Source organism: Paractinoplanes rhizophilus (genome assembly GCF_042664765.1).
GTDB classification, from domain to species: domain Bacteria; phylum Actinomycetota; class Actinomycetes; order Mycobacteriales; family Micromonosporaceae; genus Actinoplanes; species Actinoplanes rhizophilus.
Window position 1 is genome coordinate 64,399 of record NZ_JBHTBJ010000008.1, and the last position, 15,443, is coordinate 79,841.

Here is a 15,443-nt window from a genome sequence, read left to right on the forward strand (position 1 = left end):
GCGAGCCACCGGTTCGCCGGCTCCCTCCACGGAGCCGGTGACCGCGCGGATCGCCGTCGACCTCCTCGGCGGGGACCACGCTCCCGCCGTCGTGGTTGACGGCGCTCTGCGCGCCTTCCAGGACGATCCGTCCCTCCACCTGATTCTGGTCGGCCCGCACGATGCCGCCGACGCGGTTCTGGCTGCCGTCGAACCGGCCCAGCGCGACCGGGTGGGCACCCTGCCCATGCCGGCCGTGGAGCTGCACCCCGACGACGCGGCCCGCGCCTCGCTGCGCGCCGTCGCGGACGGCCTGGCCGACGCCGTCGTGTCGGCCGGCAACACCGCCGCGATCGTGGTCTCGTCCGCTCGCGCCCTCGGCCGCTGGCCCGCGGTCCGCCGCCCGCCGCTCGCCGCGGTGCTGCCCACCGCCGCCGGCCGCCTCGTGCTGCTCGACGTCGGCTCCGCGGTCGACCCGGACGAGCACACCCTGATCACGCATGCCCGCCTCGGCGCCGCCTACGCCGCCGTCGCGCACGGGGTGACCGAGCCCCGGGTCGGCCTGCTGACCATCGGCACCGAGCGCGGCAAGGGCGACCGGCTTCGCCGCGCCGTCCCGCAGCTGTTCGCCGAGACCGACCTGCCGGCCGGCGCCCGGTATGCCGGGCTGGTCGAGGGCCACGACGTGGTGACCGGCACGGCGGCCGACGTCGTGGTGACCGATGGCTTCACCGGAAATATCCTGCTCAAGGGCCTGGAGACCGCGTACGCGCGGCTCGGCCCGCCCGGCGGGGACCCCGCTGCCGTCCCACCCCGGGCGGCCCTGCTGCTCGGGGTCGCCGGCACCGTCGTCGTCTGCCACGGGGCCGCGTCCGGCGGCGACCTGGCCGATGGCATAGCGTTCGCCGCGCGGATGCATCGTCGCTCCGCCGTCGCGGCGATGGCCGATTTGATCCCGCACAACGAGGTGACCCCATGAGTGACAAGCGTCGCCGGCCGTCGACCCTACCGCTCGAGGAGGCGTTCGGCGTCCCCTTCGAGCCGGCCCTGCTCGAGCGGGCGCTCACTCACCGCTCGTACGCGTACGAGAATGGTGGTCTGCCGACGAACGAGCGGCTGGAGTTCCTCGGCGACTCGGTGCTCGGCGTGGTGATCACGTCGGCGCTGTACCACAACCACCCGGACCTGCCCGAGGGCCAGCTCGCCAAGCTGCGCGCCAGCGTGGTCAACATGCACGCGCTCGCCGACGTGGCCCGGGGTCTCGGGCCGCAGGGGCTCGGCCCGCACCTGCTGCTCGGCAAGGGCGAGGAGACCACCGGCGGGCGCGACAAGGCCAGCATCCTCGCCGACACCCTCGAGGCGCTGCTCGGCGCGATCTACCTCGAGCACGGCCTGGACGTGGCGGGCGAGGTGATCCACCGGCTGTTCGACCCGCTGATGGCCGAGTCGGCCGGACGCGGCGCGGCGCTCGACTGGAAGACCAGCCTGCAGGAGCTGACCGCGGCCCTCGGCCTGGGCGTGCCCGACTACCTGATCGAGGACTCCGGGCCCGACCACGCCAAGACCTTCACGGCCTGGGTGGTGGTGGCCGGCGAGCGGTACGGCGGCTCGGACGGCCGCAGCAAGAAGCAGGCCGAGCAGCGGGCCGCCGCGGCCGCCTGGCGCACGCTGAACGAGCGGGGCCAGGAAGCGACCGGGGACGAGAAGCCCGAACAGCAGTGAGCCTGGCCGTGGCAGAGCGCGTCGAGCGGCGACCTCGCCTGTGGGACCTGGCCGGCGCCTGGCAGGGCGTGCTCACCGCCGTCGCGATCTTCGCGCTGACCCGGATCGGGCAGCTGATCATGCTGGCCTGGCTCGGGCACGCCTCGCACAGCGACCGCACGCTGCGCGGCCAGCTGCTGGTCTGGGACGCCGGCTGGTTCCTGCGCGTCGCGGTGAACGGCTACCCGCACGGCTACACGTACGATCCCGACGGTCAGCTGCAAGGCAACGGGCTCGCCTTCTTCCCGCTCTATCCGATGCTCATCCGGGGCGCCGACGCGCTCGGCCTCAGCCCCGAGACCGCCGCGATCACGGTCAGCTGGATCGCCTCGATCGGCGCCGCGGTCGCGCTGCACCTGCTCGGCACGACGCTGTACGACAAGCGGGCCGGCTGGGCGCTGGTCGCGATCTGCTGCAGCGCGCCGGCGTCGGTGGTGCTGTCCATGGCGTACTCGGAAGCGCTTTTCCTCGGCCTGGTGGCCGGCATGCTGGTCGCGGCGCACCGCCAGGTCTGGTGGGCTGCCGGGCTGCTCGGCCTGGGCGCGGCGCTCACCCGGCCGACCGGCGCCGCCGCCGGGCTCGCCCTGGCCGTCGCCGCGATCATGGCGGTCCGCGAGTCCCGCCGGAAGGTGTGGCAGCCGCTCGGCGCGGCCGCGGTGGCGCTCGCCGGCGTGCCGCTGTTCCTGGCCTGGGTGGGCTGGCGGGTCGGCGACCCGAGCGCCTGGTTCCGCATCCAGACCGCCGGCTGGGGCACGTCGTTCGACTTCGGCCGGAGCACGCTGACCTTCCTGGGCCGGACGCTCGGCTCGGGCGACAGCTGGGTTCCGGTGAGCGTGGCGCTGATCCTGCTGGTGGCGCTGGCCGCGGCCGGGGTCGCGCTGGCCGGGAAGCCGTGGCTGCCGCTGGCGGTCTACGGGATCGTGGCCATGGTGCTGGTGTACGGCCAGGCCGGCTTCTACCACTCGAAGCCGCGCCTGCTGTTGCCCGTACTCTTGACGCTGCTTCCCGCCGCCGTCGCGGCCGCCCGCGCCCGTCCCCGGGTCGCGGTGCTGTCGATCGCGGCGTGGGCGGCGTTCGGCCTGTGGTACGGCGCCTACCTGGTCGTCGTCTGGCCCTACACGTTGTAAGGGCTCTGCCCGCTAGAGGAGGCCAACGTGCCCGAGCTGCCCGAGGTCGAGACCGTCCGGCAGGGCCTGGCCAAGTGGGTGGCCGGCCGGACCATCGCGGCCGTCGAGGTGCACCACCCCCGCGCGATCCGCCGCCACCTGCCCGGCGACGCGCACTTCATCGCCATGCTGACCGGCCGGACCATCCTCGACGTCGCCCGCCGCGGCAAATACCTGTGGCTGCCGCTCGACTCCGGCGACGCGATCATCGGCCACCTTGGGATGAGCGGCCAGCTGCTGATGCGGCCGGCCGACGCCGAGGACGAGAAGCACCTGCGGGTCCGGTTCACGTTCACCGACGGCGGGCCGCAGCTGCGCTTCGTCGACCAGCGGACGTTCGGCGGCCTGTCGGTCTCCGAGGGCGGCGCCGAGCTGCCCGGCGAGATCGCCCACATCGCCCGTGACCCGATGGACCCGCTCTTCGACGACGAGGCGTTCGTGGCCCGGCTGCGCGGCAAGCACACCGAGGTCAAGCGGGCGCTGCTCGACCAGACGCTGATCAGCGGGGTGGGCAACATCTACGCCGACGAGGCGCTCTGGCGGGCCCAGCTGCACGGCAACCGGGCCACCGACCAGCTGACCCGGCCGGCCGCGCGGCGGCTGCTCGCGCACGTCCGCGACGTGCTCGGCGAAGCCATCGTGGCCGGCGGGACAAGCTTCGACGCGCTCTATGTGAACGTGAACGGCGAGAGCGGCTACTTCGACCGGTCGCTCGACGCGTACGGCCGGGAGGGCGAGCCGTGCCACCGCTGCGGCACCCCGATCCGCCGCGAGCAGTTCATGAACCGCAGCTCGTTCAGTTGCCCTCGGTGCCAGCCCCGCCCACGTACGCGCTGACGTACGGGCTCGCGTCGGTGGCGAGCCCGAATCCGGCGCCCCGCCGGCCCATCAACCGGCGGGCCGCGGTCAGCAGCGCCGGCGGCACCCCGTGCACGATGTGCCCGTCGCCCGGGCGTACCCCGTCGCCGTCCCAGCTCTGATAGGCCGACCACGGCCCCTCGAAGGTGCAGATCCGCACGCCCAGATCCCGGTAGAGCGGATGGGTGGGCACCCCCGGGTTCAGCACCACCCGGTGCAGCCCGCGCCGGGCGGCCAGCCGGACGGTCAGCGCGACCGGCCCGACCCCGCCCGACCCGGCCGGCGCGCGGTCGAGGAACAACCCCTCGACGCCGTCGGCCCGCCAGGCGTCCACGTCGGCCAGCACGTCGGCCAGCGACCGGCTGCCCCAGTCGAGGTCGATGCGGCCCAGCGACTGGTGCAGGGTGCGGCGCTCGCCGGGCAGGTCCCGGACGATCCAGGTCTCGGCGTCCAGGGCCAGCTCGGGCGACGGGTGCGCGTACGGGGGGAACAGGGTCTTCACGGTGCTCTCCGATGGTCGCGGGCGGTCAGGGCGACGGCGAGCAGGCCGGCCACGTGGGTGACGGCCAGCGCGCCGACGGCATCCGGCAGCAGGCCGGCGGCCAATGTCTTCAGCGCGGGGGTGAGCAGCGGCGGCGCGATCGCGACGGCGGCGGCGATGCCGGTGCGGCCGCGGGCGGCGAGCAGGTACGTGATGGCGAAGACGCCGCCGAGCAGAGTGCCACCGGCGAGCGCGAGCACCTCCTCGGTGGCGGCGGTCTCGTCGGCGGCCAGCGCCAGCGCGCCGCCGATGGCCAGCGGCGGGAGCAGCCCGGCCAGGGTGACGGCGGTGACGCCGCGGCGCGCGCCCGGATCGTGCCCGGCCTCGGTGTTCCACCCGATCAGGGCCTCCAGGATCGGCACCGCCAGCAGCAGCGGAAGCCAGAACGGCGCGGTCGAGCCGGACGGCCCGGCCCGCCAGATCAGGCCCACGCAGATCGCCTGGGAGGCGCCGATGACCAGGTAGCCGCCGGCGCGCCGCACCTCGGGCCCGGTGAGCCGGAACCGCCGGCGGCTTCCCGGCAGCATCGCCGGGCGGAACGCGCGGACCAGCGCCACCACGATCGCCGCCGGAAGCAGCGTGCCGATCGGCAGTCCGGACACCGGCGCACCGGCCGTCCCGGCGAGGGTGGCGGCGGCGAGCAGCCAGCACGGCACGCACCAGCGCACGACCGCGGCCTCGGCCCGGGTGACCAGCGTCGCGGTGACGGTCGCGAGCGTGGCCAGCCCGCCCAGCCCGACGACCAGGGCCAGCCCGCGGTGCGGTCCGAGCAGCGGGGCGGGCGCGATCCACACCAGGGCGCACCAGAGTCCCGCCACCGCGCCGAAGCCGGCCGCGACGAGCCGGCACGCGGCCGAGACGCCGGCGCGCCGGGCCACCGTCACCCCCGCGCAGGTCAGCGCCTGAGCGGCGGTCCAGCCGAGCAGCAGCGTCGTCAGCGGCACCGGCCAGGCGACCTGACCGAGCGATCCACCGGCGGCGATGGCCACGCTCAGCGGCGCGAGATACAGCGCGCAGCGGAGGAAGGCGGCGCCGAGGTAGGCGCGCCGGGCCGGGGCACGTCGCGCGCCCCGGCGGGCGGAATCCAGGGCAGGTGCGGCGATTTCGCCGAGGTCCGGTGGCGGCTCCGCGGCATGCCGCGGCCGGTTGACGCGTACGGCGGTAGCATGCCGGCCCGCGCCCGCGGCACCCGCCCGGCGGACCCGGGTGCGCGTCGCGCGCGACGTGCTGGCCGCTCGTCGGGGAGTGACCGTCACAGCTCGTTACCACCCTTCCGGAACATGGGCCACGCCGGCGACGCACCGGCGAGCGCTTTCTCGGGCTCGCCCACAACCTCGCCCGGCGCTTCCCGACCCGCTCGCTCGTGTCGGCCCGCCAGCTCTTCTCGGCCGGCTCGCTCGTGTTGGCCGGCTCGCTCTTCTCGGCCGGATCGCTCGTGTTGGCCGGCTCGCGCTTGGCCCGCCAGCGCTTGGCCCGCTAGCGCTTGGCCTGCTCGCTCTTGCTGGCCCGCCGGTGCCTCGTGGCCCGGCCGGGGCGGGAAGACGTCCAGGGCGATCGCCGCCGGATCGGCGACGTGGCCGGGAGGCGGCATGGCCGCGAAGGGATCCTCGGAGCCGCCGGGCAACGGGCCGCCAGGGGCCGGCGGCGCCGTTCTCGCCGCGTGCCGACCGCGTCGCCCACCCGCGTCGTCGTCGGCTCGTGCAGCGTGCGCATGCGTGCCGTCGGCTTGGGCGGCGTGGGCGTGGGCGTCGTCGGCTCGGGCGGCGTGGGCTCCGGCGTCGTCGGTCCCACCGCCCTCGGCCCGGGTGGCGTTCGCCCAAGTGGCGTCGGCGGGGGACGCGCCGGCCGGGGTCAGCCAGCGCAGGGTGGCCGGGAGGGCCGCCCGGGGCGCCGGGACGGCGAGGGCGAGCTCGAAGGCCGGCGCCGGCGGAAGCGCCGCCAGATCGGTGTAGAGCGCGCCGTACACCCGTACCACGCGGTCGGTGGTGAAGTGCAGCAGCGCCCGCCGCCGCGCCGCGTCGCCCAGCTGGCGGCGCCGGGCCGGCGCGCGGAGCAGCCCGACGATGGCGATCGCCAGCTCGGCCGGGTCGTCCGGCTGGACCAGCACGCCGGCGTCGCCCAGCGTCTCGGCGGCCGGCCCGACGTCGACCCCGACCACCGCGCGGCCCGACATCATGGCCTCGATCAGCCGGTACGGCGGGTCGGCCGGCCCCGGCACGTGCGCCACGACGTGCCCGGCGGTGTACCGGTCGCGGGGATCGGCCGGCAGCGGATGCAGCCGCACCGCCCGGCCCAGCCCGGTGCGCTCGATCTGCTCCGCACAGAAGTCCACGTGCGCGGGCGTGACGCCGACCAGGTGCAGCACCGTCCCGGGCTGGGCCGCGGCCACCTGCTCGAACGCGGCCAGCAGCGGAGCGAGCCCGCTGTCCGGCCCGCCGCTGCCCGCCCAGACCACGGCCGGCTCGCTGGCCGGCTCGGCCGCGCCCGGATACTCCGACGGGTCCACCCCGGCCGGCACCTGCACGAGCCGGGCCGCCTCGGCGCCGTGCCGCAGCGCGTGGCCGTGGTGGTACGCGCTCAGCGGCGCGATCAGCCCCGCCTCGGCGTACCCGATGCGGGCGACCGCGGCCCGGAACCGGCGCAGCACCGCGCGCACCGCGGGCGACAGCCGATCCTCGGCCGGCCGGTGCCGGGCCACCGGCGCCCGGGCCTCGGTGAGCAGCAGCGGCGCCCCGGTCCGCCACCGGCCGGCCAGCGCGGCCAGCAGCGGCGTCGTCCCGCCCACGCAATGGATGAGGTCGGTCTCCGGCAGCGGCACGACCAGCGCGCCGAGCGCGTGTTTGAGCAGCGTGGCGGCCGTGCGGGCGTCGCGGTGGCCGAGCCGGGGCAGCGGCGGGTCGTCCGGCGCGTCCGGCCCGATCCGCCAGGCGTCCATGAGCAGGTCGGCGAGGGGCACCCCGGTCAGCGGGTCGGGCCGCTCGGTGGCGAGCTCGGCCAGGCCGCGCAGCCCGGCCGCGAACCGGTCCGCGTCGAGCAGCCCGCGGCAGAGCAGGTGGGCCGCGCCCCGGCCGCTCTCGTTGCTGTCGCCGCGGCGGCGCTCGCGGGCGGGCTCGCGGTTGATCTGCACGGCCGAGGCCGAGCCGACATTGAGCGGCAGCGGGTACGCGGGTGCGGACGGCGGTTCGCGGTCCGTGACGGTCAGCAGGTCGAAGCGGAAGCGGCGCAGCCCCTGGACCAGGGTCCGGCACCACCCGCTCAGCGCGTCCCGCCGGTACGGGTACCCGCCGCCGGTGAGCAGGCAGACGCGCTCGTGCGACGGGGTCGATTTCACGAAGGAGGCAACGAGACAGCCCGGGAAAGTTACGAGAGCCTGTCGGGTAGGCGACAGAATTACGCGACTTTTATCCGATTTGCCGCCGGAATTGTCCGAAAGATAGGAAAATCACTGGACAAGGGGGATCACCCAAAACCCTCCGAATGGGTGGCGCCGGATGCCTCGCCACCGACGCCCGGCGCCGGTTGGCAGCAGGCGGGCGCGGGCTTGCCCGACGGGTCGACTCCGTGCCGCCTCATGGCCCGGATCGGCAGCGGCGGTCTCTTGCCACCCGGGCCGGCCGCGCGAAAACTGACCGTACGCACCGGCGCATCGGGGGCCGGAGCGGCCAAGGGAAACGTAAGCGCTGGTGGAGACTGTCAAGGTGGCAAGATTCACTGAGCCTGGCACCGGGACGACGGCCGCACGGCTTGACGGAGCGTGGGTATCGGCGGACTATGGAGGTGTCGCCAGTCGCGCCCAATCATGCCTGGTTTTGGGGTGCCCAGCTTCGGGTTTCCACTCCGGCTAGGCGTGAGCCATCTGCACCTAGCACGTTTCGAGGGTGCACGATTCTGTGCCCACGCGTGCCCGTGTGCATGGAGCTGGCGCACGCTGGGCGCGCGGTGAGAGCGCGCGGTTTCAACAACACCCAAGAAGAAGCAGTGCTTCTCAAGGAGTCACCATGGCGAAGGCCCTCTTCGGCCACGTAGGTGCGGCGCCCGATCGGCGCCTGCTCGACGAGGTCACCCGACTGCGTTCCAGGGTGCAGGCTCTGGAGTTCGAGGTCACCCGCCTGCGGGCGGAGAATGATCGTCTCGCGGCTGCCGCCGCGGAAGCGGACGACATCCTGCGGCTGACCGAGCCGGCGCTGACCTGAGTTCCACCGGCCGCCGGCACCCGGTGGCCGACTCCCCCCTCAGCACCCAAAACGCATTCCGAACAGCGCGCCTCCACGCCGTGGCGGCGCGCATCTTTTTGTCCGATTTGCAGGGCGACGCCCCTGCCGAGCGCGGCGTGCCGGGCCGCGCGCCCGGCCTACGGGTAGCCTGCACCCAGCACCACTGTTGCCGACCCTCGGAGATCCGTGCACCTCAAGAGCCTGACGGTCAAGGGCTTCAAGTCCTTCGCCTCCGCCACGACGCTGCGCCTGGAGCCGGGCATCACCTGTGTGGTGGGCCCCAACGGCTCCGGCAAGTCCAACGTCGTCGACGCCATCGCCTGGGTCCTCGGCGAGCAGGGCGCCAAGGCGCTGCGCGGCGGCAAGATGGAGGACGTCATCTTCGCCGGCACCGCCGGCCGGGCGCCGCTGGGCCGCGCCGAGGTGACGCTCACGATCGACAACAACGACGGCGCCCTGCCGATCGAGTACACCGAGGTCTCGATCACCCGCCGCATGTTCCGCGACGGCGCCAGCGAGTACGAGATCAACGGCAACGCCTGCCGCCTGCTCGACATCCAGGAACTGCTGAGCGACTCGGGCATCGGCCGCGAGATGCACATCATCGTGGGCCAGGGCCGGCTCGACGCGATGCTGCACGCCAAGCCCGAGGACCGCCGCGCCTTCATCGAGGAGGCCGCGGGCGTACTGAAACATCGCAAGCGCAAGGAAAAGGCGATCCGCAAGCTGGACGCCATGCAGGTCAACCTCAACCGGCTGACCGACCTCACCGCCGAGCTGCGCCGCCAGCTCAAGCCGCTGGGCAAGCAGGCCGAGGTGGCCCGCCGCGCCGCCGGCATCCAGGCCGACCTGCGCGACGCCCGGCTCCGGCTGCTCGCCGACGACTTGCACACGCTGCGCACCACGTTGGACAAGGAGATCGCCGACGAGTCGGCGATGCGGGAGCGCCGCGAACAGGTCGAGCAGGAGAACCGGGAGATCCAGCGGCTGCTCGCCGACCTCGAGTTCGCGCACGCCGAGGACGCTCCGCTGCTGCAGGCGGCCCAGGACACCTGGTACAAGCTGTCCGCGCTGCAGGAGCGCTTCCGCTCGACCGAGCAACTCGCCAGCGAGCGGCTGCGGCACCTCGCCGCCACCCCGGACGACGAGCGGCCCGGCCGCGACCCCGATCAGCTGGTCGCCGAGGCCGAGCGGGTGCGCGAGCAGGAGGAGGAGCTGCGCGAGGCCCTCACCGAGGACCAGATGCGGCTGGCCGAGGCGGTCGAGCACCGGCAGGAGCTCGAGCGGGAGCTGGCGGCGGCCGAGGGCGCGCTGCGGGCGGCGGCCAAGGCGATCGCCGATCGCCGCGAGGGGCTGGCCAAGCTCACCGGAAACGTCAACGCCGCCCGGGCTCGTACGGAAGGGGCGGCCGAGGAGATCGAGCGCCTCGCCGCGGCCCACACCGACGCCCTGATGCGCGCCGAGGCCGCTCAGGCCGAGGTGGACGCGGTCGCCGCGGAGTCCACCGAGGCCGACCGCGACAACGTCGAGCTCGACGAGCGGCACGCCGAGGCGGTGGCCGCGCTCGACCGGGCCAACGCGGTGGTGCGCGAGCTGAGCGACGCCGAGCGGGCCGCGGAGAAGGACGCGGCCAGCTGGAAGGCGCGCGAGGAGGCCCTGGCGCTCGGCCTGCGGCGCAAGGACGGCGCGGGCGCGCTGCTCGCGAAGTCCGGCGAGGTGCCCGGCATGCTCGGCAGCCTCGCCTCGATGCTCACCGTCCGCAGCGGCTACGAGGCGGCGGTCGCGGCCGCGCTGGGCACGCTCGCCGACGCGGTGGCGCTCTCCGGTGTGGACGAGGCGATCGAGGCGATGCGCTCGCTCAAGATCGCCGACGCCGGCCGCGCCGCGCTCGTCGTGGCCTCGCCCGCGGCGCCCGGCATGCGCGGCTCGCTCGAGTCGCTGCGCCCGCAGCTGCCCGGCGGCGCCATCTGGGCGCCCGAGGTGATCGACTGTCCCGAGCAGGTCCGCCCGGCGCTCAACCGGGCCCTGCGCGACGTGGTGCTGGTGCCCGACCTCGCCGCCGCGGCGGCGGTCGTCGCGCGGAACGCCGAGCTGCGCGCCGTGACGCCCGACGGCGACGTGCTCGGCGCGTTCGCGGCGGCCGGCGGCTCCGGCAAGGCCACCAGCTACATCGAGGTGCAGGCCGCCGTCGACGAGGCGAAGGCCGGCCGGGCCGCGGCCGAGGAGACGATCCGCGAGGTCAAGGCCCAGCTGGTCGACGCGCGGGCCGAGGCCGCCGAGCGCAAGGAGGCGGTGAACGTCGCGGCCGCCGCCAAGCGCGCGGCCGAGGGCGAGCGCAACGCCGCCGCCCGCCGGCTGGCCGAGCTCGGGGCGGCCGCCCGCTCGGCCAAGGCCGAGAGCGAGCGTCTCGGCGCCGCGCGGCAGAAGGCCGAGGGCGCCCGCGAGACCGACCTGATGCGCCTGGCCGAGCTGGAGGAGCGGCTGTCGCTGGCCGAGTCCACCCCGCTCGACGAGGAACCCTCCACCGAGGAACGCGACCGGCTGGCCGCGCTGGTCCCGCAGTCCCGGCAGAACGAGATGGAAGTGCGCTTGGCCGTGCGTACGGCGGAGGAGCGGGTCTCGTCGATCGCGGGCCGCGCCGATTCGCTCATGCGCCAGGCCAACGCCGAGCGGCAGGCCCGCGAACGGGCCGCGGCCCGCCGGGCCGCCCGGGCCCGCGGCGCCGAGATCGCCAAGGCGGTCGCCCTCGGCGCGGCCACCGCCATGCGGCGGGTCGAGGTGTCGCTGGCCGCGGCGGTCGAGGCCCGCGACGAGCTGGCCCAGGCGCGCACCGCCCGCGAGGCCGAGCTCCAAGAGGTACGCGCGAGCGCCAAGCGCCTCGGCGCCGAGCTGGAGCGGCTCACCAGCGAGGTGCACCGCGACGAGATGGCCCGGGCCGAGCAGCGGATGCGCATCGAGCAGCTCGAGGCCAAGGCCGCCGAGGACTTCTCGCTCGACGTGGACACGCTGATCAGCGAGTACGGGCCCGACCAGCTCGTGCCGCCGAGCGCCGCCGAGACCGCCCAGGCGGAGAAGGACGGCAAACCCGTACCCGAGCCCGCTCCTTTTCATCGGCCGACCCAGGAGAAGCGCGCCAACAAGGCGGAGCGCGACCTCCAATTGCTCGGCAAGGTCAACCCGCTGGCGCTGGAGGAGTTCGCCGCCCTCGAGGAGCGCTTCAAGTTCCTCTCCGACCAGCTGGAAGACCTCAAAGCCACCCGCAAAGACCTGCTCACCGTGGTCAAGGACGTCGACGACCGGATCCTCGAGGTGTTCACGTCGGCGTTCGAGGACACGGCCAGGGAGTTCCAGCTCGTCTTCCAGGTGCTGTTCCCCGGCGGCGAGGGCCGGCTCGTGCTCACCGACCCGGAGGACATGCTGACCACCGGCGTCGAGGTCGAGGCCCGCCCGCCGGGCAAGAAGATCAAGAGGCTGTCGCTGCTCTCCGGCGGCGAGCGCTCGCTGACCGCGGTGGCCATGCTGTGCGCGATCTTCCGCGCCCGCCCCTCGCCCTTCTACATCATGGACGAGGTCGAGGCCGCCCTCGACGACGTCAACCTGGGCCGGTTGATTACGCTCTTCGAGCAGCTGCGGGAGCGCAGCCAGCTGCTGATCATCACGCACCAGAAGCGGACCATGGAGGTCGCCGACGCGCTGTACGGCGTCACCATGCGATCCGGCGTCACCCAGGTGATCAGCCAGCGCCTCAAGAAGGAAGTAGAGGACTAGCCACATGTCGCGCGAGCGCGCCCAGGCCCTGCTCATCGACCTGGACGGCGTGCTGCGCCGCTGGGACCCGGCCCCGATGATCGCCGTCGAGGTCGAGTACGGCCTCAAGCCGGCCGCGCTGCTGGAGACGGCGATGTCGTGGGACATCTACCGCCCCGCCGTGGCCGGCGAGATCAGCGACGCCGAGTGGATGCGCCTGGTCGCCGATCGTCTTCCCCTGGAAGAGGCGAAGGCGGCCGAGGCCGTCGCGCGCTGGCAGTCGTACCGGGGCGAGGCCGACCCCGAGGCGCTGGCGTTCGTCCGCGAGGTGCGGGCCGGCGGCCGCAAGGTGGGCATCGCCACCAACGCCACCGACCGGCTGCGCCCCGACCTCGACTCGCTGGGCCTGACCGCCGAGGTCGACGTCGTGATCAGCTCGTGGGAGCTGAAGGTCCACAAGCCGGCGCCGGAGTTCTTCACCGAGGCGTGCCGCCTGATCGAGACCAAGCCCGAGCACGTCCTGTTCGTGGACGACGACGACCGCGTCGTCCGCGGCGCCCGGGCGGCGGGCCTGTCCGCCTACCGATGGACCGGCCCGCACCACGTCGAGCTGCTCAAGAAGGCCCTCGGCCTCCCGGAGTAGCCGAGCGCCACCGGCGCTGGGTGCTGCCAGATCTTGATGATTCGGCGTTCGGAGTCAGCGGGAAGTCTTCAACTTGGACCGGCGGCCCCGCCCACCTTGGGCATCGCTCACACCTGCTCCCATTCACACCCTGCTGCAATTCATCAATGGTGAATTGCAGCGCTGCGCGAACGGCAGCTCATCAAGATCGCAACGCGCCCGCGAGGGAGGGAGCGCAGCGGGGAAGAGCGCAGCGCGGAAGAGCGCAGCGCGGGAGGGGCGCCGGGAGCGGGATGTGGGGTCAGTCGCCGGTGGCGCCGTCTATGCGCTCGCGGATCAGGTCGGCGTGGCCGTTGTGGCGGGCGTACTCCTCGATCATGTGGAGGTAGACCCAGCGCAGGCTCAGGGTGTTGCCGCGGCTCGAGATGAACTCGTGCTCGAGCGGAAGGCCGGCCACCGCCTGGTCGGCCAGGGGAAGCTCGGCCTCGAACGCCTTCAGGTCGGCCTCGGCGTCGGCGTCGGCCACGTTGTCGAAGTCGCCGTCGACGTTGTCGGCGGAGCTGTAGAGGTCGTCGGGGAGGGTCTGGCCGGCGGCGCGCCTGCGGAACCAGCTGCGCTCGACCTCGGTCATGTGGCGGACCAGGCCGAGCAGCGTGAGGTTGGACGGCTCGACGGCGGCCGTCTTCAGCTGGTCGGCGGTCAGGCCGGCGCACTTGGTCAGCAGGGTCTGCCGGTGCCAGTCGAGCCAGCCCTGCAGCATCGGCCGCTCGGGGCCGGTGAAGGGCTCGCTCTCGCGTCGGGGTGTGGGTGCGGTCCAGGTAGTCATCGGTGGTCATCTTGCCGGGGATACGTCACCTCGGCCACCGAAAAGAGCTCGCCCTCCTTGGTCGTGCCCTCGACCGTGACCGTGGCGGTGCGGCCGGCCAGCCGCAGGGTGCTCACCGCGTTGCCGAAGTACGGGCCGGCCAGGCGGGTCCAGCGCCACGCGGGGCGTGACACGCCGGCCGCGCGGGCCAGGCCCCGCACGCCCTTGGCGGCCACCCGGGACCAGCTGAACCGCATCAGCGGGCGCATCGGGGCCGGCACCTGGTTGTGCACCGGCGAGCAGGTCAGCTGCATGACCGGGGTCGTCGTGCCGAGCTCGGCCCGGGCGACGTACGAGTGGTGCACGTCGCCGGAGAGGACGCTGATCGTCGCGGGGGCGTTGTACGCGGGGCCGTTGCCGACGCGGCCGCCCTCGGACGAGCCCGCGGCCAGGTGCCGGAACAGCTCGCCCAGCGCGGCGAAGGAGCGGCCGAACGCGGCCCAGTGCTCCAGGTCGAACGTCCGCCGGATCTTCTCGGCGCGGGCCGCGACCCGGGGCGAGGACGAGTCGGCGCGGCGCTCGTTCCACGCCTCGAGGTGGTGGATGGCGGGCGGCATCAGCCACGGGAGCGACGAGCCGACCACCAGGTGGTCGTAGTCGCCGTGCGCCTGGTCGACGAACCACTTCCACTCACTCGCCGGCAGCATCTCGCGGCCGCCCGGGACCAGGACCCGGTTGCAGCGGTTGTCGAGCATCACCAGGCGGGTGCGGCCGAGGTCGAGGGCGAAGCTCCACCGGTACCGGTCGACGCTCGCGGTGTCGACCGTGCGGCCGAAGTCGTGCAGCAGGACGGTGGCATCCTCGGCGGCGGTCACCTTGGGGTAGAGCGGGTCGGCCTCGAGATCGTCGGGCGAGAGGTTGCCCACGTGCTGGTAGACCCAGTACGAGGCCAGGCCGCCGGTGATCCGCTCGATCCACCAGGGCTGGGCGGCCATGTCCTCGCGCCAGGAGAGCGACGTGTTCCAGTCGTCGATCAGCTCGTGGTCGTCGAAGATCATCACGCTGGGCACGGTGGAGAGCAGCCAGCGGATCTCCGGATCGCGCCACGATTCCAGGTACAGCTTCGTGTACTCGTCGAACGTCACCACCTGGTCCTGCGGGCCCTGGTGGCCGGCCGCCCGGCGGCGGCGCAGGAAGCGCTTGACCTTGGCCGAGGTGTTGTCGGCGTACACCTGATCGCCCAGCAGGACGACCAGGTCGGGGACGGGACCGCCGGCCATCATGCGGCGGGCGTAGGCGTCCAGGGCGTCGGGCGGCAGGCGCCGGGCCGTGGAGTGCGGCGTCGCTTCGCGACACGACCCGAAGATCAATCGGACCGGGCCGTCGTCCGCTTCCGCGGCGCGCGTGCGGATCACCGATGGCGGGTACGGCGAGCCGGCCGCGGGCCACACCTGACGGTCGTCGAGGAAGACCCGGTAGGCGCCGGCCGTGTCCGGGACCAGCCCCGACACGATCACGAGCGCGTAGTGATGCCCGTACGCGGAAAATGTCGCCGCGGAGCCGGCGCCGCCCCCCTCGACCTCGACCCGGACGGTGGCCGGCGCCGTCGTTTCCACCCAGATCGTGGCTCGGGTGCCGACGACGCGCCGCAGGAGAGGGCCGATGAGCAGATGTGCGGTCACTGGACGCGGAGCCTTCCGATCAGGGGCCCTCATCCTCCGCCAGATGTGCCGGATCTCGCCACTGCCCG

At 74.0% G+C, this 15,443-nt stretch carries 12 protein-coding genes; 7 read left to right on the forward strand and 5 right to left on the reverse strand.

Going from position 1 to position 15,443, the window contains the following annotated elements; translation table 11 throughout:
- The first annotated feature begins 37 nt into the window (after positions 1-37).
- From ACFQS1_RS14040 to mutM, 4 genes are read left to right on the forward strand one after another with little or no spacing between them, the layout of a single operon-like run.
- Complete coding sequence (locus ACFQS1_RS14040) at positions 38-958, forward strand: phosphate acyltransferase PlsX (RefSeq protein ID WP_378967865.1); 921 nt, start codon at positions 38-40, stop codon at positions 956-958.
- Positions 955-1,701: a ribonuclease III gene (gene rnc, locus ACFQS1_RS14045; protein WP_378967867.1), complete on the forward strand. Its 747-nt coding sequence runs from the start codon at positions 955-957 to the stop codon at positions 1,699-1,701. The genes ACFQS1_RS14040 and rnc overlap by 4 nt, the downstream gene beginning before the upstream one ends.
- A gap of 8 nt (positions 1,702-1,709) precedes the next feature.
- A complete protein-coding gene (locus tag ACFQS1_RS14050; protein ID WP_378967869.1) occupies positions 1,710-2,867 on the forward strand; it encodes a mannosyltransferase family protein in 1,158 nt (385 codons plus the stop codon).
- 27 nt (positions 2,868-2,894) lie between these two features.
- A complete protein-coding gene (gene mutM / locus ACFQS1_RS14055) occupies positions 2,895-3,743 on the forward strand; it encodes a bifunctional DNA-formamidopyrimidine glycosylase/DNA-(apurinic or apyrimidinic site) lyase (RefSeq protein WP_378967871.1) in 849 nt (282 codons plus the stop codon).
- Here the strand turns inward: mutM and ACFQS1_RS14060 are convergent.
- Genes ACFQS1_RS14060 through ACFQS1_RS14070 form a run of 3 tightly spaced genes read right to left on the reverse strand, consistent with a single transcriptional unit; the run spans position 3,703 to position 7,636 of the window.
- Positions 3,703-4,266, reverse strand: a complete 564-nt coding sequence (locus ACFQS1_RS14060) for a spherulation-specific family 4 protein (RefSeq protein ID WP_378967874.1) — start codon at positions 4,264-4,266, stop codon at positions 3,703-3,705. The two genes, mutM and ACFQS1_RS14060, sit on opposite strands and share 41 nt — an antisense overlap.
- Positions 4,263-5,561 carry a hypothetical protein gene (locus ACFQS1_RS14065; RefSeq protein ID WP_378967876.1) on the reverse strand — a complete coding sequence of 433 codons (1,299 nt, stop codon included), beginning with the start codon at positions 5,559-5,561 and terminating at the stop codon, positions 4,263-4,265. Before ACFQS1_RS14065 ends, ACFQS1_RS14060 begins: the two co-directional genes overlap by 4 nt.
- Positions 5,558-7,636: a DUF3492 domain-containing protein gene (locus ACFQS1_RS14070; protein ID WP_378967878.1), complete on the reverse strand. Its 2,079-nt coding sequence runs from the start codon at positions 7,634-7,636 to the stop codon at positions 5,558-5,560. Before ACFQS1_RS14070 ends, ACFQS1_RS14065 begins: the two co-directional genes overlap by 4 nt.
- Before the next feature lie 667 nt (positions 7,637-8,303).
- Here ACFQS1_RS14070 and ACFQS1_RS14075 point away from each other — a divergent pair.
- The 3 genes from ACFQS1_RS14075 (at position 8,304) to ACFQS1_RS14085 (ending at position 12,909) form a co-directional block, all read left to right on the forward strand.
- On the forward strand, positions 8,304-8,498 hold the full coding sequence (locus tag ACFQS1_RS14075; RefSeq protein ID WP_020518001.1) for a hypothetical protein: 195 nt from the start codon (positions 8,304-8,306) through the stop codon (positions 8,496-8,498).
- 207 nt (positions 8,499-8,705) lie between these two features.
- Positions 8,706-12,287 (forward strand): chromosome segregation protein SMC, encoded by a 3,582-nt coding sequence (gene smc, locus ACFQS1_RS14080; protein WP_378967880.1) that lies wholly within the window; start codon positions 8,706-8,708, stop codon positions 12,285-12,287.
- A 4-nt stretch (positions 12,288-12,291) separates the two neighbouring features.
- The gene (locus tag ACFQS1_RS14085) at positions 12,292-12,909 is read left to right on the forward strand and encodes an HAD family hydrolase (RefSeq protein WP_378967882.1); all 618 of its coding nucleotides are present in this window, start codon (positions 12,292-12,294) and stop codon (positions 12,907-12,909) included.
- Between the two features lie 280 nt (positions 12,910-13,189).
- Here ACFQS1_RS14085 and ACFQS1_RS14090 read toward each other — a convergent pair whose 3' ends face one another.
- Entirely contained in the window at positions 13,190-13,714 is a 525-nt protein-coding gene (locus tag ACFQS1_RS14090; RefSeq protein ID WP_378967884.1) for a DinB family protein, read from the reverse strand.
- Positions 13,711-15,375 carry an alkaline phosphatase D family protein gene (locus ACFQS1_RS14095; RefSeq protein WP_378967886.1) on the reverse strand — a complete coding sequence of 555 codons (1,665 nt, stop codon included), beginning with the start codon at positions 15,373-15,375 and terminating at the stop codon, positions 13,711-13,713. Before ACFQS1_RS14095 ends, ACFQS1_RS14090 begins: the two co-directional genes overlap by 4 nt.
- Positions 15,376-15,443 lie beyond the last annotated feature (68 nt).